The sequence below is a fragment of the Mesorhizobium sp. BR1-1-4 genome (assembly GCF_020165375.1).
Classification (GTDB): domain Bacteria; phylum Pseudomonadota; class Alphaproteobacteria; order Rhizobiales; family Rhizobiaceae; genus Mesorhizobium; species Mesorhizobium australicum.
Genome location: NZ_JAIUIB010000007.1, coordinates 236796 through 257070, shown reverse-complemented (window position 1 = coordinate 257070; position 20275 = coordinate 236796). Strand labels below are relative to the sequence as shown.

16 protein-coding genes are annotated in these 20275 nt (G+C 63.2%); 14 read left to right on the top strand and 2 right to left on the bottom strand.

Features of this window, described 5'->3' with window-relative positions:
* Window positions 1–99: 99 nt before the first annotated feature.
* From LB571_RS17600 to LB571_RS17545, 12 genes are all read left to right on the top strand, one after another.
* Window positions 100–1938 (top strand): M3 family oligoendopeptidase, encoded by a 1839-nt coding sequence (locus tag LB571_RS17600; RefSeq protein ID WP_224596380.1) that lies wholly within the window; start codon window positions 100–102, stop codon window positions 1936–1938.
* A 357-nt stretch (window positions 1939–2295) separates the two neighbouring features.
* A complete protein-coding gene (locus LB571_RS17595) occupies window positions 2296–3075 on the top strand; it encodes a proton-conducting membrane transporter (protein WP_140789040.1) in 780 nt (259 codons plus the stop codon).
* 162 nt (window positions 3076–3237) lie between these two features.
* Entirely contained in the window at window positions 3238–4392 is a 1155-nt protein-coding gene (locus LB571_RS17590) for an aminodeoxychorismate synthase component I (protein ID WP_411961379.1), read from the top strand.
* Window positions 4341–5003 carry an aminotransferase class IV family protein gene (locus tag LB571_RS17585; protein WP_224596376.1) on the top strand — a complete coding sequence of 221 codons (663 nt, stop codon included), beginning with the start codon at window positions 4341–4343 and terminating at the stop codon, window positions 5001–5003. The genes LB571_RS17590 and LB571_RS17585 overlap by 52 nt, the downstream gene beginning before the upstream one ends.
* Window positions 5004–5021: 18 nt before the next feature.
* Entirely contained in the window at window positions 5022–5951 is a 930-nt protein-coding gene (locus tag LB571_RS17580; protein ID WP_224596373.1) for a heme-dependent oxidative N-demethylase family protein, read from the top strand.
* Between the two features lie 151 nt (window positions 5952–6102).
* Window positions 6103–7548: a homospermidine synthase gene (locus LB571_RS17575; RefSeq protein ID WP_140661790.1), complete on the top strand. Its 1446-nt coding sequence runs from the start codon at window positions 6103–6105 to the stop codon at window positions 7546–7548.
* Between the two features lie 185 nt (window positions 7549–7733).
* A complete protein-coding gene (locus LB571_RS17570; RefSeq protein WP_023770500.1) occupies window positions 7734–8111 on the top strand; it encodes a hypothetical protein in 378 nt (125 codons plus the stop codon).
* Window positions 8112–8325: 214 nt separating this feature from the next.
* Window positions 8326–10392 (top strand): 5'-nucleotidase C-terminal domain-containing protein, encoded by a 2067-nt coding sequence (locus LB571_RS17565; RefSeq protein WP_224596370.1) that lies wholly within the window; start codon window positions 8326–8328, stop codon window positions 10390–10392.
* Window positions 10393–10603: 211 nt separating this feature from the next.
* Window positions 10604–11668, top strand: coding sequence for a ferrochelatase (gene hemH, locus LB571_RS17560; RefSeq protein WP_140661787.1), 1065 nt, complete (start codon window positions 10604–10606; stop codon window positions 11666–11668).
* 52 nt (window positions 11669–11720) lie between these two features.
* Window positions 11721–12932 (top strand): NAD(P)/FAD-dependent oxidoreductase, encoded by a 1212-nt coding sequence (locus LB571_RS17555; protein WP_224596368.1) that lies wholly within the window; start codon window positions 11721–11723, stop codon window positions 12930–12932.
* A gap of 121 nt (window positions 12933–13053) precedes the next feature.
* Window positions 13054–14004, top strand: coding sequence for an SPFH domain-containing protein (locus LB571_RS17550; protein WP_015315843.1), 951 nt, complete (start codon window positions 13054–13056; stop codon window positions 14002–14004).
* 14 nt (window positions 14005–14018) lie between these two features.
* Entirely contained in the window at window positions 14019–14483 is a 465-nt protein-coding gene (locus tag LB571_RS17545) for an NfeD family protein (protein WP_015315842.1), read from the top strand.
* A gap of 179 nt (window positions 14484–14662) precedes the next feature.
* Here the strand turns inward: LB571_RS17545 and LB571_RS17540 are convergent, their stop codons facing one another.
* Window positions 14663–15664 (bottom strand): SIS domain-containing protein, encoded by a 1002-nt coding sequence (locus LB571_RS17540; RefSeq protein ID WP_140619376.1) that lies wholly within the window; start codon window positions 15662–15664, stop codon window positions 14663–14665.
* 247 nt (window positions 15665–15911) lie between these two features.
* Between LB571_RS17540 and LB571_RS17535 the strand changes: the two genes are divergently transcribed.
* Window positions 15912–17687: an outer membrane beta-barrel protein gene (locus LB571_RS17535; protein ID WP_181173960.1), complete on the top strand. Its 1776-nt coding sequence runs from the start codon at window positions 15912–15914 to the stop codon at window positions 17685–17687.
* A gap of 181 nt (window positions 17688–17868) precedes the next feature.
* On the opposite strand, the gene galU is transcribed toward LB571_RS17535, so the two are convergent.
* On the bottom strand, window positions 17869–18774 hold the full coding sequence (gene galU / locus LB571_RS17530) for a UTP--glucose-1-phosphate uridylyltransferase GalU (protein ID WP_015315839.1): 906 nt from the start codon (window positions 18772–18774) through the stop codon (window positions 17869–17871).
* A gap of 211 nt (window positions 18775–18985) precedes the next feature.
* On the opposite strand from galU, the gene LB571_RS17525 reads away from it, so the two are divergent.
* On the top strand, window positions 18986–20209 hold the full coding sequence (locus LB571_RS17525; RefSeq protein WP_015315838.1) for a lytic murein transglycosylase: 1224 nt from the start codon (window positions 18986–18988) through the stop codon (window positions 20207–20209).
* The last annotated feature ends 66 nt before the right edge of the window (window positions 20210–20275 follow it).

Sequence of the window (20275 nt, the reverse complement as noted above, 5' to 3'; positions counted from 1 at the left end):
CTTAGGATTTGACCGGCTTCTCCATTCCCGTTGAGTCCGGCTCCGTGATTGCGGCCACGTGATTCAACCCAGACCATTTGATTCAAAGAAGGTATCTCGATGCGCATGATGTTTGATCGGCGGATTGCAGCGCCAGCGTCCGGTCAGGGCGCTGCCGGGCTTGGCGATCTGCCGGAATGGAACCTCGCCGACCTTTATGCCGGCATGGACGCGCCGGAACTGAAGCGTGACATTGCCAAGGCGGCGGCCGACACCGTCGCATTCGAGGCCCGCTGGAAAGGCACGCTCGCCGCCGAGGCCGGGCGCGGAACTACCGGCAGGCTGGGCGAGGCACTGGCCGCGTACGAGGCGCTCGAGGAACTGATCGGCCGCATCGTCTCCTATGCCGGCCTCGTCTATGCCGGCAATACCGCCGATCCGCAGCGCGCCAAGCTCTATGGCGACATCCAGGAGAAGATGACCGACGCCAGCGCGCATCTGTTGTTCTTCGCGCTCGAGCTGAACCTGATCGACGATGCGGCGATCGAGGGCGCGCTGGCCGCCGATCCCGCCTTCGGGCATTACCGCCCGTGGGTGCTCGATCTCAGAATGGACAAGCCCTATCAGCTCGAGGACCGCGTCGAGCAGCTTTTCCACGAGAAATCGATAACCGGGCGCGGCGCCTGGAACCGCCTGTTCGACGAGACGATGACCGATCTTCGCTTCGATATCGACGGCGAGGAACTGACCCTGGAGCCGGCCCTCAATCGCTTGCAGGATGCCGACGGCGAGGTCCGCCGCCGCGCCTCGGAGGCGTTGGCCACGACCTTCCGCAAGAACCTGCGCACCTTCACGCTGATCACCAACACGCTTGCCAAGGACAAGGAAATTTCGGACCGCTGGCGCGGCTTCGAGGACATTGCCGATTCACGCCACCTCGCCAACCGCGTCGAACGCGGCGTGGTCGATGCGCTCGCCACCGCCGTGCGCGAGGCCTATCCGCGCCTGTCGCACCGCTATTATGCGATGAAGGCGCGCTGGCTCGGCATGGAGGTGATGAACCACTGGGACCGCAACGCGCCCTTGCCGGAGACGCCGCAGGCGGTGATCGGCTGGGATGAGGCCAGGAACACGGTCCTGTCGGCCTATCACCGCTTCTCGCCCGAGATGGCCGAGATCGCGCGCACCTTCTTCGACCGCAACTGGATCGACGCGCCGGTGCGTCCGGGCAAGTCGCCGGGTGCCTTCGCACATCCGACCGTACCCTCGGCTCACCCCTATGTGCTGCTCAACTACATGGGCAAGCCGCGCGACGTGATGACGCTGGCGCATGAACTTGGGCACGGCGTGCATCAGGTGCTGGCCGCCGGCCAGGGCGCGCTGATGGCCTCGACGCCGCTGACGCTGGCCGAGACGGCATCCGTCTTCGGCGAGATGCTGACCTTCCGCTCGCTGCTCGAGCGGACCACCGACCGGCGCGAGCGCAAGGCCATGCTCGCCCAGAAGGTCGAGGACATGATCAACACCGTGGTGCGCCAGGTCGCCTTCTATGAATTCGAGCGCAAGGTGCATGCCGAGCGTCGCAACGGCGAATTGACATCCGACAGGCTGGGCGAGTTCTGGCTGGAGGTGCAGGCCGAAAGCCTCGGACCGGCGATCAAGTTGCGCGAGGGCTACGAGGTGTTCTGGACCTACATTCCGCACTTCATCCACTCGCCCTTCTACGTCTATGCCTATGCGTTCGGCGACTGCCTGGTGAACTCGCTCTATGCCGTCTACCAGAATGCCGAACGCGGCTTTCAGGACAAATATTTCGAGATGCTGCGTGCCGGCGGCACCAAGCATCATTCGCAGCTTCTGGCGCCCTTCGGCCTCGACGCCACCGATCCGGCCTTCTGGCAGATCGGGCTCGGCGTCATCGGCGGTCTGATTGACGAACTGGAAACGCTCGACGATTGAGACGCCTCTCGCCCGGCAAGAACAGTTTAGCCGGAATGCATGTTCGGGCCGCACTTTTCTTGCCCTAAATATTTGTTCTTGAAGAACTCTACATCGACGTTTTCCCATAGCTTTCCGCAAGCTCTATGGTAGCTTTCCGTTTAAGCTCAGCCGGAGCGCATGCGGATCGGCGAGGGAAATCTCAGCCGGCCGTGGCGATCAGGCGAACGCGACAACGGCCGTTGGCCATGGGCAGGCAAAGCCGATCGCCGACAGCTTGACCGAAGCCGGCTGTTCCGCGAACCGCGGAACCATCACCGAGTAGTCCTGCGCCGAAGGCCATGACCCACGGCAGACGGATCTGACTGGAGAGAGACAATGGGCACTTTTTTCTACGTGGTCCTGGCGTTGTTGGTAGGCGTGTTGGTCGGCTGGTTCATCTGGGGGCGCCTGCGCGGTGAGCTCGACAGTCTTCGCGGCGACCTCGATCGCACCCGCAGCGAGCGCGACAAGCTGCGCGCCGACAGCGACCGCCTGACCGGCGAACTCAGTGCATGCGGCAAGAGCCGCTCCGACCTCGAGCGTCAGCTGCGCGAGGCCCAGGCCTCGTCGGGCACCGGCGGAGCAAAGGCGTCAAGTCAGCCACCGGCAGCCCTGATGTCGACGCCAGCCGTTGCAAAATCCGGTGCGGCGGCAGCCAAGCCAGCCGCCGCGAAGGCGGCCCCGGCAAAGGCAGCACCGAAGCCCGCGGCCGCCAAACTCGCAACTGCTTCGGCACCGGCAGCCATGGCTTCGCAGAGCAAGGCTCCGGCGACCAAGGCTCCGGCGAAGACTTCGACCGTGCCCAAGGCAGCACCCGCTGCAAAGAAGACCGCACCGGCAGCGGCCAAGCCGGCGTCGGGCAAGCCCGACAATCTGCGCCGGTTGATCGGCATCGGCCCAGTCAACGAAAAGCTGCTCAAGGCGCAAGGCGTCACCACATACGCCCAGATCGCCGGCTGGACACCAGCCGACATCAAGCGGATCGAGGAGGTGATGAACTTCGACGGCCGCATCGCGCGCGAACGCTGGATCGAGCAGGCCAAGCTGCTCGCCGCTGGCAACGAGGCCGAATTCGCCAAGCAGTTTCCGACGGCCGGAACCGCCAGCAATACCTGAACGACGGATACAGAGGCCATGCGACCGGCGGCGCCAAGGGCGCCGCCGCTTTCTTTTGTCGGCAAGGTTCGATCCGGCAAAGGTCGGCTTTGAGGGACAGGGGGCCGTTCCCTCGATTGCGCGCGCCCGGCCCCCTATATAGAGCGATCGTCAGCTCCATCGATCCCGGTTCCCATGTCCCTGCCCGCAGCAATTTTCCGCAACGACGAAAGCGCACGCCAGCTCGTTTTCAAGCGGCCGGCCGATGTCATCGTTGCGCATGAGCCCAAAGACTTCCCGGCGGCGTTGCAAGCGGCGCAGGCCGCGCACGATGCCGGCAAATGGCTGGCCGGCTATTTCTCCTACGAGGCCGGTTACCTGCTCGAACCGAAACTCGTTCCCTTGCTGCCGGGCCGGCGCCGGGCCCCGCTGGTCTGCCTCGGGGTCTTCGATGCTCCTGATCAAGAAGCGGTGCCGCCGCCAGGCACGCCGACCAACGGCCCGATCTTCGACGCAAGGGCAACGTGGTCGTTCGAGGACTACGAGAAGCGGTTCTCGCGGTTGCATCGGCACATCAGGCAAGGCGATTGCTACCAGGGCAACCTGACCTTTCCGGTGCACGCGCAATGGTCCGGCGATCCGCTCGCCGCCTTCGACGCGCTGACCGAACGCCAGCCCGTGAAATATGGCGCCCTGATCGCGCTGGGCGACCCGATCGTCCTGTCGCGCTCGCCCGAACTGTTCTTCGAGATCGATGCGGCGGGGATGATCGAGACGCATCCGATGAAGGGTACCGCACCGCGCGGCGCAACCGGGGACGAGGACGAGCGGCAGAAGAATTTCCTGCGCAATGACGAGAAGAACCAGGCCGAGAACCGGATGATCGTCGACCTCCTGCGCAACGACATATCGCTGATCAGCGAGGTCGGCACGCTGGAGGTGCCGGAACTGTTCCGCATCGAGACCTACCCGACCGTGCACCAGATGGTGAGCGACGTCAGGGCCAAGCTGCTGCCCGGCCTCTCGATACGACAGGTATTCGCGGCGCTGTTTCCCTGCGGCTCGATCACCGGCGCGCCGAAGATCCGCGCCATGGAGATCCTGCACGATCTGGAGGCCACGCCGCGCGATGTCTATTGCGGCGCCATTGGCTGGATCGCGCCCGGCGGCACGATGCGCTTTTCCGTGGCGATCCGCACCATCTCGCTCTTTGCCAGCGGCGAGGCCGTCTACAATGTCGGCGGCGGCATCGTCTTCGATTCGGTCGCGGAAGAGGAGTATCAGGAGTGTCTGCTCAAAGCCCGTTTCGCGACGGGGACACCGCCGGTTTCGAGCTGATCGAGACCATGCGCTGGGAGCCCGCCTCGGGCTTCCTGCGCCTCGATCGCCATCTTGCCCGCCTTTACGGCTCGGCGGCGGAACTGGGCTTCAGCTATGATCCGCAAAGGGTTGGCGAGGCCCTGAGCGACGCGGTCGATCGATCGCCCGTCGCCATGCGCACGCGGCTCGCCCTGTCGCGCAATGGCCAGGCCAACGCCTCGGCGCAGCCCTATGAACCGCTTGCCGCCGACAAGGTGTGGGCACTGCGGCTGGCGCGGACGAGGCTCGATTCGAGCAACATGCTGCTGCGCCACAAGACCAGCCGGCGGCAGCTCTATACCCAGGCCCGCTCCGAATACCTCGTCACCCAGGCCGATGAGGTGCTGCTGGCCAATGAGCGCGGCGAGATCTGCGAAGGCACGATCACCAATGTCTTCGCCGATTTCGGCGACGGCGTGCTGGCAACGCCTCGGCTCGATTGCGGCCTGCTGCCTGGCGTACTGCGCGGCGCGCTTCTGGATGAAGGCCGCGCCGGTGAAGCGATCTACAGCTTGAATGACCTGAAATCCGCCAAGGCGCTGTTCGTCGGCAATTCGCTGCGCGGGCTGATCCCGGCCAAACTAATCTGAAGTCAACTGATCTGAGGCATGACGTCCCTACCCGCCCACACGCCGTATGACGGCTCGTCGAAACTCTTCACCATCGGGCTGAAGCCGCTCGACCCCGCGAACTGGATCGAGGTAGACGGCCATTTGCTGCCCTACCTCGCTAAAAAGCGCCGGCTCTATGCCGAAATCCCTGAACGCGTCTTCGTCGAGCAGGACGGTACGCTTGACGCCCAGCAGGAAGTGCTCGAACTGCTCGGCGCTTACCTGCCGGAAAGATTTCCCGACACCCACCGGCGCAGCGATGCGGGCGTTGCGGTCGTGGGTGCGACGAGCCGTCCCACGATCCCCTCCAGCCTCGCCGGCGCCCCCCTCGTCGCGGCCTCGCTGCTGGTCCAGGAGGACCTGATCCTCATGCGGCGGGGCGAAGACGGCTGGCGGCTCGCCGCGGGTTCGCTGTGCTTTCCCTCGTCCTGGTCGCTTGTCGAAAAATTCGGCAAGCCGCTGCAGCAGATCCACGAGCCGGTGCCGGGCTTCGGCCCAGGCACAAGGCCGGCCGATCTGATCAACCGGATGTTCGATGGCCTGCAGGGCCAGGCCGTCGAACGTTACAATTGGTCAATCCAATCAGGCGATGCACTCTACCATCCGCTGTCCAATATCGAGCGCATCGACCGCGCCACCAGCCGGCCGACGCGTTTCCCCGACGGTGACGTGAAGACGCACGCCTTCATCCGGGTCGAGCGCCAGACGCTGCGCAAACTGCCCGCCTCACGCGACATCCTGTTCACCATCCGCATCCATCTCGACTCGCTCGCCGTGCTGGCGCGGCACCCGGACCGGGCGACGCTGGCAGCGTCCTTTGCCGCGCAGCTCGAAGCACTCGATGTCGCCCAGCTCGACTACAAGGGCCTGACATCGGATCGCGATCGGCTGATCGCTGTCCTTAACCAAATGGCCAAGGACGCGTAGTCGCTGGTTGGCGCTTTTCGCTGGTTTGTGACAATGATCTGTGATGTAGCGCATGGCCGTTGGGCGAAAATGCCGGGCTTTTGCACGCAGTTGCCCAGCTTTTGAACGCAGTTGCCCGCTTTTGGACGTAGTTGAAGGAGTGCTCGATAAAATGGCGAACGAAAACTGGCCCGTTTACGGTGAGATCACCGGCCCCGTGGTGATGATCGGCTTCGGCTCGATCGGACGCGGAACGTTGCCGCTCATCGAGCGCCATTTCAAGTTCGACAAGTCGCGCATGACAGTCCTCGACCCGCGCGATACCGATCGCAAGCTGCTCGACGAGCGCGGCATCGCCTTCGTCCAGGAAGCGGTGACCGAGAAGAACTACAAGAAGCTTTTGACGCCGCTTCTGACCAATGGCGGTGGCCAGGGCTTCTGCGTCAACCTGTCGGTCGATACCGGCTCGGTGGACCTGATGCGGCTCTGCCGCAAGCTCGGCGTGCTCTATATCGACACCGTCGTCGAGCCTTGGCTTGGCTTCTATTTCGACGCCAAGGCCGACAACGCCAGCCGCACCAACTATGCGTTGCGCGAGGCGCTGATCAAGGAAAAGCACGACAAGCCGGGCGGCGCCACTGCGATATCCACCTGCGGTGCCAATCCCGGCATGGTGTCGTGGTTCGTCAAGCAGGCGCTGGTCAACCTCGCCACCGATCTTGGCATGGAATTCTCCGAGCCATCGCAGGACGACCGCGAGGGCTGGGCCAAGCTGATGAAGAAGGCCGGCGTCAAGGGCATCCACATCGCCGAGCGCGACACCCAGCGGACCAAGAAGCCCAAGCCGATGGATGTGTTCTGGAACACCTGGTCGGTCGAGGGCTTCATCTCCGAGGGTTTGCAGCCAGCCGAGCTCGGCTGGGGCACGCATGAGACCTGGATGCCCAAGAACGGCAAGAAGCACAAGCATGGTTCAAAGGCCGCGATCTACCTGGAGCAGCCCGGCGCCAACACCCGCGTACGCTCCTGGTGCCCGACGCCGGGACCGCAATATGGCCTGCTGGTAACCCACAACGAGGCGATCTCGATCGCCGATTTCTTCACAGTGCGCTCCAAGAAGGGCAAGGTTCAATACCGCCCGACCTGCCACTACGCCTACCATCCCTGCAACGATGCGATGCTGTCGCTGGACGAGATGTTCGGTGCCGCCGGCAAGCCGCAGCCGGTGCACCACGTGCTCGACGAGAACGAACTGGTCGACGGTGTCGACGAGCTCGGCGTCCTGCTCTACGGCCATGACAAGAATGCCTACTGGTACGGTTCGCAGCTGTCACTCGCCGAAGCGCGCAAGCTGGCCCCCTACCAGAACGCCACTGGCATGCAGGTCACCTCGGCTGTCCTGGCCGGCATGGTCTGGGCACTGGAGAATCCCGCCGCCGGCATCGTCGAGGCCGACGAGATGGATTACAAACGCTGCCTGGACGTGCAGTCGCCCTATCTCGGACCGGTCAAGGGCTATTATACCGACTGGACGCCGCTCGACAGACGCCCGGGTCTCTTCCCGGAGGACCTCGACCGCAGCGACCCGTGGCAATTCCGCAACATCCTCGTCCGATAGCACCACCCGGACCATGCTCCATTGCCTTGCAATCGCCCGGAAATCGGGCGATTGAAGGGAGGCGGCCTGGGGTGGCGATGTGCGTCCGTTGAACGCTTAAAGCATACCCCGGCACTTTGGACGTTCGCGTCAATTCCCAGAAATCGGCCCGATTTCTGGGACGACGCGTTTGGAGAGGATTTCATATGACGATTGCGCGCAAAGTTCTTTCGACAGGCCTGGCGGGCGCCCTTGCCTCGATGCTTGCTGCCTGTGCCACCAGCGGCCCAGATACGCCGCCCATGGCCGCCGCCCCGAAAGGGGTCGAAGGTTCCTGGATCGATGCCAAGGGCACCGGCCTGTCGACCTTCACCGGCGGCACCTTCACGACCGTCGCCACCGACACGGGACAGAAGCTTGCCGATGGCAGCTACACGATGACCGGCGCCACGTCGGTGCAGATCAACGGCACCTCGCTGATCCGCCAAACCCCGGTAAGCTTCAATTGCCTGATGGTGTCGACCAGCCAGCTCAACTGCACCAGCTCCGCCGGCCAGAATTTCGTGCTGACGCGGCGCACCTGAACTCGGCGAACATTCCAGTCACATAAGACGGCGGCCCCTCGGCCGCCGTTCTTTTTTTGTGCCGGCAAATACCCCGGGTTTCGCGCCTGGAGATACCGCCGCATTTCCCCTTGCGTCGGCCCGGACGCGATGGGAACATGATCGAAACGCTGGCTGTAATACCCAGTCAAGCAAGGGCGCCAGACGCCTCTGATCAGCCTACCGGGAGACGAAGATGAAGAAGCTTGCCGCCATTGCCGCCCTTTCCGCGTCGACGCTTGGCCTGTCGGCCGGCGCAACCTTTGCCGACTACACACTGAACATCCTGCACATCAATGACTGGCACAGCCGCATCGAAGGCAACAACAAATACGAATCGACCTGCTCGGCCGAGGAGGAGACCAAGGGCGAATGCATCGGCGGCGCCGGCCGGCTGATCACCGCCATTGCCCAGGAACGCAAGAAGCTGGAAGGCCAGAACGTGTTGCTGCTCAGTGCCGGCGACAATTTCCAGGGTTCGCTGTTCTACACGACTTACAAGGGCAAGGTCGAAGGCGAGTTCCTCAATGACATGAAGTTCGACGCCATGGCACTCGGCAACCATGAATTCGACGACGGCGAGGCGGCGCTGGCGCCGTTCCTCGACATGATCAAGTTCCCTGTGCTCGGCGCCAACGTCAAGGCCAACGCGCAGTCCAAGCTCGGCGACCGCGTCAAGCCGTCTGTTGTCGTCGAGGTCGGCGGCCAGAAGATCGGCATCATCGGCGCCGTCACCAACGACACGCCCGAACTCGCCTCCCCCGGCCCCAACATCAAAATCGAGGACGATGTCAAGTCGATCACGGCCGAGGTCGAGAAACTCAAGGGAGAAGGCGTCAACAAGATCATCGCCGTGACCCATATCGGCTACAACAGGGAGCGCGACGTCATTGCCAAGATCCCTGGCATCGACATCGTGGTCGGCGGCCACAGCCACACGCTTCTGTCCAATACCGATCCGAAGGCGGCTGGTCCCTACCCGACCATGGTCGACAACCCCGGCGGCTACAAGGTGCCGGTGGTGCAGGCGGCGTCCTATTCGAAATATCTCGGCGAGTTCAAGGTGGTTTTCGACGACAATGGCGTCGTCAAATCGGCAAGCGGCGACCCGATCTATCTCGACAAGTCGATCACACCGGACCCGGCCGTGCTCGTCCGCATCAAGGAGCTTGGCGCGCCGATCGAGGCCTTGAAGAACAAGGAAGTGGCCGAGACCACCGACGTCATCGACGGCAGCCGCGAAAGCTGCCGCGCCAAGGAATGCGCGATGGGCAATCTCGTCTCCGACGCCATCCTCGATCGGGTCAAGGGACAGGGCGTCGAGATCGTCATTTCCAACGGTGGCGGCCTGCGCGCCTCCATCGACAAGGGCACCGTCACCATGGGCGAGGTGCTGACCGTGCTGCCGTTTCAAAACACGCTGGCGACCTTCCAGATTTCCGGCAAGGACCTGGTCGCCGGCCTCGAAGGCGGGCTCAGCCAGATCGAGGACGGCGCCGGCCGCTTCCCGCAGGTGGCGGGCCTCAAATATTCCTTCGACAGATCGGTCGCACCCAATGCCGGCCGCGTCAAGTCGGTGGAGGTGATGGAAAATGGCGCCTGGACGCCGATAAATCCGACCAAGGACTATTTGGTCGCCACCAACAACTATGTCCGCCAGGGCGGCGACGGCTACAAGGTCTTCGCCGAAAAGGCCAAGAACGCTTATGACTACGGCCCTGGCCTCGAACAGGTCGTGGCCGACTATCTCGGCGCGCACCGGCCCTATACGCCGAAGCTCGACGGCCGCATCACCGAGATCGCCGCGACGACAGCGGCAGCTCCCGCCGCCGAACCAGCAAAGCCGGCGGAGACCGCACCGGCAGCGCCGGCACCGGCCGAGGCTGCCAAACCGGCTGCACCGGCAATGCCGGAATTGCCTGCCAACTCAGGCGATATCGCCAACACGCCGCCAGCCATATCGACGGAAAACGCGCCTGCATCACCGGCCCCGCCGGCACCTGCCGAACCGGCGAAGCCTGCCGAGACCACTCCCGCGCCGGCCACTGCGCCGGCGACGCCCGCGCCCGCCGAGCCGGCAAAGCCCGCTGAAGCCACACCAGCCACCGGCAATCATGTCGTCGTGACCGGCGATACCTACTGGGAACTGGCGAAGAAGGCCTATGGCGATGCGACCAAGTGGAAGCTCATCTATGAGGCGAACAAGGGCCAAAGGCCGCATCGGCTTATGCCGGGCGCGACACTGACCATCCCGGCGAAGTAATTTCGTCCAGCTCCGCCACATCGCCCGCCCGGGGAACCGGGCGGGTTTATATCTCCATGGCCTGATACATGTCGCCCGGAGGTGTCCTCGATAATCAGAAGCTTACGGCAGGTCGGGCGAATCCTATCCGCCGCGACATGCTGCAAGGTGCGGCCAGACGCGGCATTGAAAGCTCCTGCAGGATGGTTAGGTTCACGTCTCGGAGACCCATATGCCGCTTTCCACTATTGTCGATCCCAAAGCCGCGAAAGCCCCTGGCCCACGACCGGTCGGGCATCCGCCCGTCAAGACCGGCAAGATAGGGGTCATGCTGGTCAACCTTGGAACACCCGACGGCACCGAGTTCAGGCCGATGTGGCGTTATCTCAGGGAGTTCCTGTCTGATCCACGCGTTATCGAACTCAACAAGGCGATCTGGTATCCCATCCTCTATGGACTGGTGCTGACCACGCGACCGAAGAAGTCGGGCGCCAACTACGCCAGGATCTGGAACCGGGAGAAGAACGAGTCCCCTTTGCGTACCTATACCCGCGCACAAGGTGAAAAATTGGCCGAGGCGCTACGCGATCTGCCCAACGTGGTCGTCGACTGGGCGATGCGCTACGGCAACCCTTCGACGTCGAGCGTCGCCGAAAGGCTGGTCGCACAAGGCTGCGATCGCATCCTGAGCTTTCCACTCTATCCGCAATATTCGGCGACGACGACCGCCACCGCAAACGACCAGCTGTTTCGCGCCTTGATGAAGATGCGGGCGGCACCTGCCGTCCGCAGCGTGCCGCCCTATTATGATGAGCCAGTCTACATCGAGGCGCTGGCCAGTTCGATCGAACGGCACCTGGCGACCCTGGACTTCCAGCCCGAGGTGGTCATCGCCTCCTATCACGGCATTCCAAAACCCTATTTTGAGAAGGGCGACCCCTATCATTGTCATTGCCTGAAGACGACGCGGCTGCTGCGCGACAGGCTCGGCTGGGACGAGAGAAAATTGATCACCACCTTCCAATCACGCTTCGGGGCGCAAGAATGGCTGCAGCCCTACACCGACAAGACTGTGGAGAAACTGGCCAAGGACGGCGTCAAGTCGATCGCCATCGTCAATCCGGGGTTTTCAGTCGACTGCATCGAGACGCTGGATGAGATTGGCCGCGAAGCGGCCGAGACCTTCCACCATGCCGGCGGCAAGAACTTCGCCCACATACCATGCCTGAATGACAGCCCTGAAGGCATGGCGGTGATCGAAGCGATGGTACGGCGCGAGCTGTCAGGCTGGGCTTGATGCCGGAACAACACCAGCTCCGGAGCGTTGAGCAGCGCCTCCGGAGAACTCAATGCTCCGCAAACTTGACCTCAGCACTGGCCGGCCCGTCTGGTCCGCCTATCGGGCGCCCGCGGTACCGACTGGCAGTCTGACCCGGGACGTCAAGACCGATGTGCTTATCGTCGGCATGGGCATCAGCGGCGCCATGATGGCCGAGGCGCTGACAGCCGGCGCTCACGCCGTGATCTGCATCGACCGGCGTGGGCCGCTGAAAGGATCGACGGCGGCAACAACCGCGCTTGTGCAATTCGAGATCGACCAGCCGCTTTCAACGCTCTCGATGATGATCGGCAAGGGCCAGGCACGGCAGGCCTGGCGACGCTCCCGGCTAGCCGTTTCCAACCTTGCCGCCCGCATCGCCGAACTCGGCATCAACTGCGGCATAAGCCGCACCCAATCGCTTTATCTGGCTGGCACCGTGCTCGGCCCATCGGAACTCCGGGACGAAGCCGAGGCGCGGCAGATGGCCGGCATCGGCGCGACCTATCTTACATCGGCGCCATTGGCCGGAGCATTCGGCATCGATCGGGGTGGCGCCATCCTGAGCCATGGCAACATCGCGCTCGACCCTCGCAAGCTGACGGCAGGGCTGCTGCTCAAGGCGCTGGAGCGCAAGGCACGTTTATACGCTCCCGTCGAAGCGACGGCGATCGAGGACAGCGCCGATGAGGTGGTGGTGGCAACCACGGACGGCCCCACCATCACGGCACGGCATGTTGTCCTGGCCACCGGTTACGAGCTGATCGACATCGTGCCGGCGGCCGCTCACCGGGTCATCTCGACATGGGCGATTGCGACATGTCCGCAACCACGGAAGCTCTGGCCGGGCGCGGCGTTCATCTGGGAGGCGTCGGATCCCTACCTCTATGTCAGGGCAACCGCCGATGGCCGGGTCATCTGCGGCGGCGAGGACGAGGAATTCCTTGACGAGACGCGGCGCGATAAGCTGATAGCCGACAAAAGCGCCCGCATTGCCGCAAAACTCGACCTGATGTTTCCGCACCTCGACACCCGGCCCGACTTTGCCTGGACCGGCTCCTTCGGCACCACGACCACTGGCCTCCCCTACATCGACGCCATTCCCAGGCACCCGCGCATCCATGCCGTGATGGGTTATGGCGGCAACGGCATCACCTTCTCGCGCATCGCCGCCGAGATCATCTCTGCTTCCATCGGCGGGCTTGAAGACACGGATGCAAGCCTGTTTGCCTTCAACCGCTGAGTGTATACCCACAAACAATCGCTCATCACCTGATTGTAACGCTCCTGAAACACACTTAAGTCTTTGGTGAAGCCGGTTGCGCGGGAATGGCTCGCACGGCCTGCCCATGAGGGAGGGCCAAATGGATTTCAGTGGTTTCGATATTGCGGTCGTTGTTCTGGTGGCGCTTGTCGTACTGGTGCTGTTCAAGGGCATCAAGACAATCCCACAGGGATACAACTATACCGTCGAACGCTTTGGTCGTTACACCAAGACACTGAGCCCCGGCCTGAACCTCATCTTTCCGTTCGTCGATCGCATCGGCGCCAAGATGAACATGATGGAACAGGTGCTCGACGTTCCGAGCCAGGAGATCATCACCCGCGACAATGCCATCGTTGGTGTCGACGGCATCGCTTTCTACCAGATCCTCAATGCGGCACAGGCCGCCTATCAGGTTGCCGGCCTGCAGAACGCCATCCTCAACCTGACGATGACCAACATCCGTACCGTCATGGGTTCGATGGACCTCGATGAGCTGTTGTCGAACCGCGACGCCATCAACGAGCGCCTGCTGCGCGTCGTCGACGAGGCCGCGCATCCTTGGGGCATCAAGATCACCCGCGTCGAGATCAAGGATATCAACCCGCCCGCCAACCTGATCGAATCGATGGGCCGCCAGATGACCGCCGAGCGCAACAAGCGCGCGCAGATCCTGGCCGCCGAGGGCCTCAAGCAGTCGCAGATCCTCGAAGCGGAGGGCCGCAAGGAAGCCGCCTTCCGCGACGCCGAGGCGCGCGAACGCTCCGCCGAAGCGGAAGCCCGCGCCACCCAGGTGGTGTCGGAAGCGATCTCCAAGGGCGACGTCCAGGCACTGAACTACTTCGTCGCCCAAAAATACACCGAGGCGCTGGGCAAGATCGGCACCGCCACCAACAGCAAGATCGTGCTGATGCCTTTCGAGGCATCGTCGCTGATCGGCTCGCTCGGGGGTATCGGCGAAATCGCCAAGGAAGTCTTTCGCAGCGAAGGCACGACCGGCGCGCAAAGGCAGGCGGCACGTCCGCCCGTCGTCAGGCCCTCCGACAACTGAGATAGGCCACTCTCATGATCGACCGCATCGTTTCTGAACTCGGACCGTGGAACTGGATGGTTCTGGGCTTCGTGCTGCTGGTGGTAGAGGTCATCGCACCGGGTTTCTTCATGCTTTGGATCGGCATCGCCGCTCTGATCGTCGGCGCGGTGTCGCTGCTGATCTGGGATGTCGCCATCTGGACATGGCAGGTCCAGGTGCTGCTATTCCTCGTGCTGTCGCTGGTTTCAGCCTTCGTCGGCAAGAAACTCATGGGCGGACACGACCAGCCAACCGATCAGCCGCTGCTCAATCGCCGTGGCGCCCAGATGGTCGGCAGGATGGCGACGCTCGCCGAACCGATCCGCGACGGTCGTGGCCGCATCAAGCTCGGCGACACGCTGTGGCGTGTCTCCGGCCCCGATCTGCCCGCCGGCACTCAGGTTCGTGTGACAAGCGCCGCGGACACGGATCTGGAACTGACGGTGGAGCGGGTCTGAATTCCAGCGAGTGCCAACGCGCTAAAGTATTGAGATTCAGGTCAGGCCAAGTCGTGAACGATTGGTTTCGGGTCGCTCTTGCGACGAGCAGGGCGGACATTAAGTCCGTGCGCTCCGGCCTACGCCGGAAGCGCAGGAAGCCTTCGCTCGCAGGCCGGCCTCACCTGAAGATCAATATCTTAGGCGGCGCCGATGCGCAGCAGGTCGTGGAAATGCACCACGCCCAGCGGCATGTTGTTCCTGGTCACCACCAGCGCACCGACATTGTGCTCGTTGAGCAGCGCGATCGCAGTGCCTGCAAGCGTCTGCGGGTCGACCGTCTTGGGTGTGCGGGTCATCACCTCGTCGACGATGACGTCGGCCAGGTTGCGGTGCAGGTTGCGCGCGACATCGCCGTCGGTGATGATCCCGGCCAGCTCGCCATTGGCGTCGACGATCAGCACGCAGCCGACCTTCTTCTGCGACAGTGTCATCACCGCTTCCGGCATCTTGGTGCCGAGCGAAGCCAGCGGCATCTGCTCGCCGACCCGCATGATCTCGGAGACCATGGTCAGGTTGGCGCCGAGCTGGCCGCCGGGATGGAAGGTGCGGAAATGGTCCGGCGTGAAGCCGCGCGCCTCGAGCAGCGCGATCGCAAGTGCATCGCCGATGACCAGTTGCAGCAGCGTCGACGTCGTCGGAGCCAGGCCATGCGGGCAGGCTTCCGGGGTGCGCGGCAAAAGCAGCACGACGTCGGCCGCGCGCGCCAGCGCCGAGGTTTCTCCGGAGGTGATGGCGATGAGTGGAATGGAGAAGCGCCTGGAATAGGCGACGATGCCCATCATCTCCTTGCTCTCGCCCGACCACGAGATCGCGATGATGGCGTCGTCCCTGGCGATCATGCCGAGATCGCCATGATTGGCCTCGACGGGATGGACGAAGAAGGCCGGCGTGCCGGTCGAGGCCAGCGTCGCCGCGATCTTCGAACCGATATGGCCGCTTTTGCCGACACCGGTGACGATGAGCCGGCCCTCGATCTTCGAGATCGTCTCGACGGCCTGGGCAAAGGGTGCCGCCAGTCCGTTCTCAAGCGCCTCGGCAAGGGCCGCGATTCCCGCCTGTTCGGTTGTCACCGTTCTCAGCGCCGATTCGATCGACGCTTGCCTGTCCAGAGGCTTCTTATCGAGAGATCTCGCATGCATGGGTGATGCGATTAGCGCTTTGCCGCCCGCCTGTCCAACAGAAATGGCCTCTGCATGACGGCCGGATGTGTGCGGTCGTTGGGGACGACGACAAGGATCAAAATAGAAGGCACGATGCGGACCCGCATTGGCCCGCGGAAATCCGCGTTTGGAGCCAGTCCTGCGCGCGGCCTCAACCCTCCGTTAACCATCCCCATTTACGGTTCGGTAAGTATGGCGCGCGTGCGCCGCGCAGGCAGTGGTGGCGATGTCCGGGGTCCAGCCAGAAAAATTGAGAGGACGACAGGGCAAGGCGATCTGCGCCTTGCTGCTGGCGACCAGCATCCTTGCCTTGCTGCGTTCCACGCCACTCCATGCCCAGGAAACGGAATTGCGCGGAGAAGTGTCGGAATCGGCGATCCTGTCCGACCAGCAGCGCAAGGCGAGAAACCTGGTTCTTGCACAGCAAGCGGCGGCCAACGCGGCCGCGCAGGACAATGCGCCGGCGCGAACCTATCTGCCGGCCAGCGCCGGCGCCGTGCCTGACGACGCGGACGCCGCGAACTCGACCACCAGCGTCTTCGACCCGCCCCAGGCCGGCGACGATGCCTCCGCCGACGCGCCCACGCCGCCCAAGCCACGCCGCGCTTCGACCGCCAGGCAGAATGCGGCCGATAAGGCAAAGGACAAGGTCGCCGACAAAAAGAAGAAGAAAAAGAACACCACGGCGGCTACGGATCCAACCACCACCGCCACGACGGCCGCGACGGACGACACCGCCGATATCGCGGCGGATCAGGAAGCGGCCAATCGCCGTGCACTCACCATCGACAGTGCGGACAGGCAGAAACTCGACCCCGGCGCCGAGCGCACCGCTGCAATCGAGGGTCAGAACAAGAAACCCGAGGACGATCCGTTCGCCGCAACCGGCGTCAAATGGGGCTCCTTCATCATCCGGCCGACCATCGAACAGGGGCTGACGGCGACGACGAACGGCGATTCGAGCAGTGCCGGCACATCGGCGCTGCTGTCCGAGACGGCGCTTCGCTTTACCGCCGCTTCCGACTGGCGTGAAAACGCCGCGACCATCGACGGCTACGGAATTTTCCGTGAAACCGTGTCGGGCTACCCGGTTCACGACGCGCAGGGCCGCATCGAAGGCCAGCTCAATGTCGACCTCGACAATGACTTGCGCGCCATCGCCAAGCTCGGCTACGAAGCCGTGCCGGAATCCGCGTCCTCGCCCGATGCCATCGCCGGCGTCAGCACCCAGCCGCTGCGGCAGACCATCGACGGCAGCATCGGCGTCGAAAAGGCCGTCGGCAAGATGCAGTATACGTTGACCGGGGCGGTCTCGCACGACTTCTATGGTGACGCCAAGCTCTCGGACGGCACCTCGCTGTCGCAGAAAGATCAGGACAATACGCTCTACACTGCAACCTTGCGCACCGGCTACGAGATCTCCCCCGCGCTCACGCCCTTCACCGAGATCGAGGTCGGCCGCCGGGCCTACGACCAGCGCATCGACAATGAAGGCTTCGAGCGCTCCTCGACGCGTCTTGGCGCCCGCGCCGGCTTGCAACTCGACATGGGCGAGAAGCTGTCGGGCGAATTCTCGGCCGGTTGGCTCAGAGAGGCGATCGACGACAACAGCCTGGAAGCGATTTCGGGGGCCACCGTCAATGCCGACCTCAAATGGTCGCCGCAGCGCGACACCATCATCGGCTTGACCGGCAAGACCACCGTCGAGACCACGACCACATCGGGCGAAAGCGGCGATATCCTCTACTCCGGACGCCTGACGGGCGAGCGCGTGATCCGATCCAATCTTACCGCGAATGCGGCCTTGGGCCTGGATTGGCGCGATTATGTCGGCATTGACGGCCATGACAGGATCTTGAGCGCCGAGGCCGGGCTGACCTGGTGGCTGAACCGCTATGCGGGCCTCACCAGCAGGGTAAGGACCGAAAAGCTGACCAGTAACCTGCCCGGCCGCGACTACACCGCCAACAGCATCTTCGTCGGCGTGAAGGTGCAGCGCTGAAGGCGTGTGCGCCAAGGTATGGCGAGAGTCAGGGTCGGGCCGAGTCGAGAACGGCTGATACCGAGAACCGCAGCGGAGCGTACTTTATGTACGTGAGCACAATTCTACTGCGACGCAGTAGAACTGGGAAGCGTAGGAGCGGCCATTCGCAGGTCGGCATCACCTGAATATCAGGCATACCCTAGAAGGCTGCCCCGCGCCGTTCTGATGGCTTCATCTCGTCGAGCAGCGTGCGGATGACGCCGGCCATGCTCTGGTTCATGTCGTTGCGCCACAGCGCGAAAGCGACATTGGCCTCGACGAAACCTTCCGGCGAGCCGCAATCGAAGGTGCGGCCCTTATAATGGTAGCCGTAGAAGGCCTGCTGCTTCTCCAGCTTCAGCATCGCGTCGGTCAGCTGGATCTCGTTCCCGGCGCCCTTTTCCTGGCCTTCCAGAATCCTAAAGATCTCGGGCTGCAGGATGTAGCGGCCGTTGATGTAGAGGTTGGACGGCGCGGTGCCCGACTTCGGCTTCTCGACCATCTCGGTGATGCGGAAGCCGTGATGCGTGTCTTCGCCGCGCCCGACGATGCCGTATTTATGAGCCTCCGCCGGGTCGCATTCCTGCACCGCGATGATGTTGTTGCCGGTCTCCTCGTAGAGCTCGACCATCGCCTTCGTGCAGCTCTTTTCCGACTGCATGATCATGTCGGGCAACAACAGGGCGAACGGCTCGTCGCCGACCAGTTCGCGCGCACACCAGACGGCATGGCCAAGACCCATCGGCACCTGCTGGCGGGTGAAGCTGGTCTGCCCCGGTGCCGGCTGCAGCCGCTGCAGGCGGGCAAGCTGCTCGTCCTTGCCGCGTTGTGCCAGCGTATCATAGAGTTCGAACTGGATATCGAAATGGTCCTCGATGACCGCCTTGTTGCGGCCTGTGACGAAGATGAAATGCTCGATGCCCGCCTCGCGCGCCTCATCGACGACATACTGGATGACTGGCCTGTCGACGACGGTCAGCATCTCCTTGGGAACAGCCTTGGTGGCCGGGAGAAACCGCGTGCCGAGACCGGCGACCGGGAAAACTGCCTTGCGAACTCTCTTCATACTTTCAATTATCCGTTTGCTGGCCAGCTCCGCAATCCCCGTCCCCCGACATTTTCGCGCCGGAATTGAAGATTAGTGGGACGGCTGAGGGAAACTCCCGCCGGTTAAAGCATCGAGGTGTCTTTTCGTTCCAGCCGACGCCTATGGTAAACTAATTCCTAACCCGGTTCGGCGAAGAATGGTCTTTCCTGGGACAGAGAAGGAGGAAAAGATGTCCGTTCGCAATGCCGCAAAACGTTTCGCCAGCGTCATGACGGCGGCCAGCCTCTCGCTCGCTTTGCTTGTCCCCACCGGACCGGCCTTCGCCGACGCCGGTTTCCGGCAATGGGTCGCCGGCTTCCGCGCCACCGCCGTGGCGGGTGGCGTTTCCGGCGCCGTTTACGACCAAGCTTTCCGGGGCATCAACGAGCCCGATCCGGTGGTGCTGGAAAAGGCCCGCACCCAGCCCGAATTCACCGCGCCCGCCTGGGATTATTTCGACAACCGCGTCCATGACCAGTCCGTCGCCGTCGGGCAGCAGATGGCGAAGAAATGGAAGCCTTGGCTGGACAGGATCGAGGCGAGATTCGGCGTCGACCGCTACGTTCTCCTGGCCATCTGGTCGATGGAATCGAACTATGGCGAAATTCTCAAGCGCGACGACATCATGCGCAACGTCATCCGTTCGCTGGCGACTTTGGGTTATGGCGACGCGAAACGGTCGAAATACGCCCGCACCCAGCTGGTAGCGGCGCTGAAGATCCTGCAGACCGGCGATATCGACGAAAGCCACCTGATGGGCTCCTGGGCGGGCGCCATGGGCCAGACCCAGTTCATCCCGACCAGCTACCAGCACTATGCCGTCGACATGGACGGCAATGGCAAGCGCGACATCTGGAATTCCATTCCCGATGCGCTGGCGACATCAGCCAATTTGCTCAAGAAGAATGGCTGGCAGGCCGGCAAGACCTGGGGCTACGAGGTCGCGTTGCCGGCCGGCAAACTTCCCGCCGGGTCGAAGACCCTGGCGCAATGGCAGGCGCTCGGCGTGGGCCGCGCCAGCGGCAAGCCGTTCAAGAACCTCACCGACAAGGCAACGCTGAAAGTGCCGGACGGCCGTGGCGGGCCGGCCTTCCTGATGGTCAGGAATTTTTCGGTCATCAAGGCCTACAACAATGCCGACAAATACGCGCTCGCCGTCGGTCTGCTTGCCGATGAGATCGCGGGTGGCAGCGGCCTGGTCCAGGATTGGAACCGGCCTTTTACCAAGCTCAGCTTCGAGGAACGGCAGGAGTTGCAGAAGCGACTTTCCCAGCACGGCCTTTACGACGGCAAATTCGACGGCAAGATCGGCGACGGCTCGAAGACGGCCATCATGGCTTATCAGGCCAAGGTTGGCTTGACCCAGGATGGCTATCCGAGCTTGGAAGTGCTGAAATGGCTCAGGCAGAAATAGAGCCTGACGAAGTTGAGTAGGGAGGGAGCGATTGGTTTGGCCTACGCGCATCGGGACGTTCGTCCG

What these genes read in the sequence shown, in the direction of transcription:
- LB571_RS17580 (WP_224596373.1), top strand. Translation starts at nt 5,022, where the DNA reads ATGACGTCCCTACCCGCCCACACGCCGTATGACGGCTCGTCGAAACTC.
- LB571_RS17540 (WP_140619376.1), bottom strand. Translation starts at nt 15,664, where the DNA reads ATGCATGCGAGATCTCTCGATAAGAAGCCTCTGGACAGGCAAGCGTCG.
- LB571_RS17545 (WP_015315842.1), top strand. Translation starts at nt 14,019, where the DNA reads ATGATCGACCGCATCGTTTCTGAACTCGGACCGTGGAACTGGATGGTT.
- LB571_RS17525 (WP_015315838.1), top strand. Translation starts at nt 18,986, where the DNA reads ATGTCCGTTCGCAATGCCGCAAAACGTTTCGCCAGCGTCATGACGGCG.
- galU (WP_015315839.1), bottom strand. Translation starts at nt 18,774, where the DNA reads ATGAAGAGAGTTCGCAAGGCAGTTTTCCCGGTCGCCGGTCTCGGCACG.
- LB571_RS17575 (WP_140661790.1), top strand. Translation starts at nt 6,103, where the DNA reads ATGGCGAACGAAAACTGGCCCGTTTACGGTGAGATCACCGGCCCCGTG.
- LB571_RS17600 (WP_224596380.1), top strand. Translation starts at nt 100, where the DNA reads ATGCGCATGATGTTTGATCGGCGGATTGCAGCGCCAGCGTCCGGTCAG.
- LB571_RS17565 (WP_224596370.1), top strand. Translation starts at nt 8,326, where the DNA reads ATGAAGAAGCTTGCCGCCATTGCCGCCCTTTCCGCGTCGACGCTTGGC.
- LB571_RS17570 (WP_023770500.1), top strand. Translation starts at nt 7,734, where the DNA reads ATGACGATTGCGCGCAAAGTTCTTTCGACAGGCCTGGCGGGCGCCCTT.
- LB571_RS17550 (WP_015315843.1), top strand. Translation starts at nt 13,054, where the DNA reads ATGGATTTCAGTGGTTTCGATATTGCGGTCGTTGTTCTGGTGGCGCTT.
- LB571_RS17555 (WP_224596368.1), top strand. Translation starts at nt 11,721, where the DNA reads ATGCTCCGCAAACTTGACCTCAGCACTGGCCGGCCCGTCTGGTCCGCC.
- hemH (WP_140661787.1), top strand. Translation starts at nt 10,604, where the DNA reads ATGCCGCTTTCCACTATTGTCGATCCCAAAGCCGCGAAAGCCCCTGGC.
- LB571_RS17595 (WP_140789040.1), top strand. Translation starts at nt 2,296, where the DNA reads ATGGGCACTTTTTTCTACGTGGTCCTGGCGTTGTTGGTAGGCGTGTTG.
- LB571_RS17535 (WP_181173960.1), top strand. Translation starts at nt 15,912, where the DNA reads ATGTCCGGGGTCCAGCCAGAAAAATTGAGAGGACGACAGGGCAAGGCG.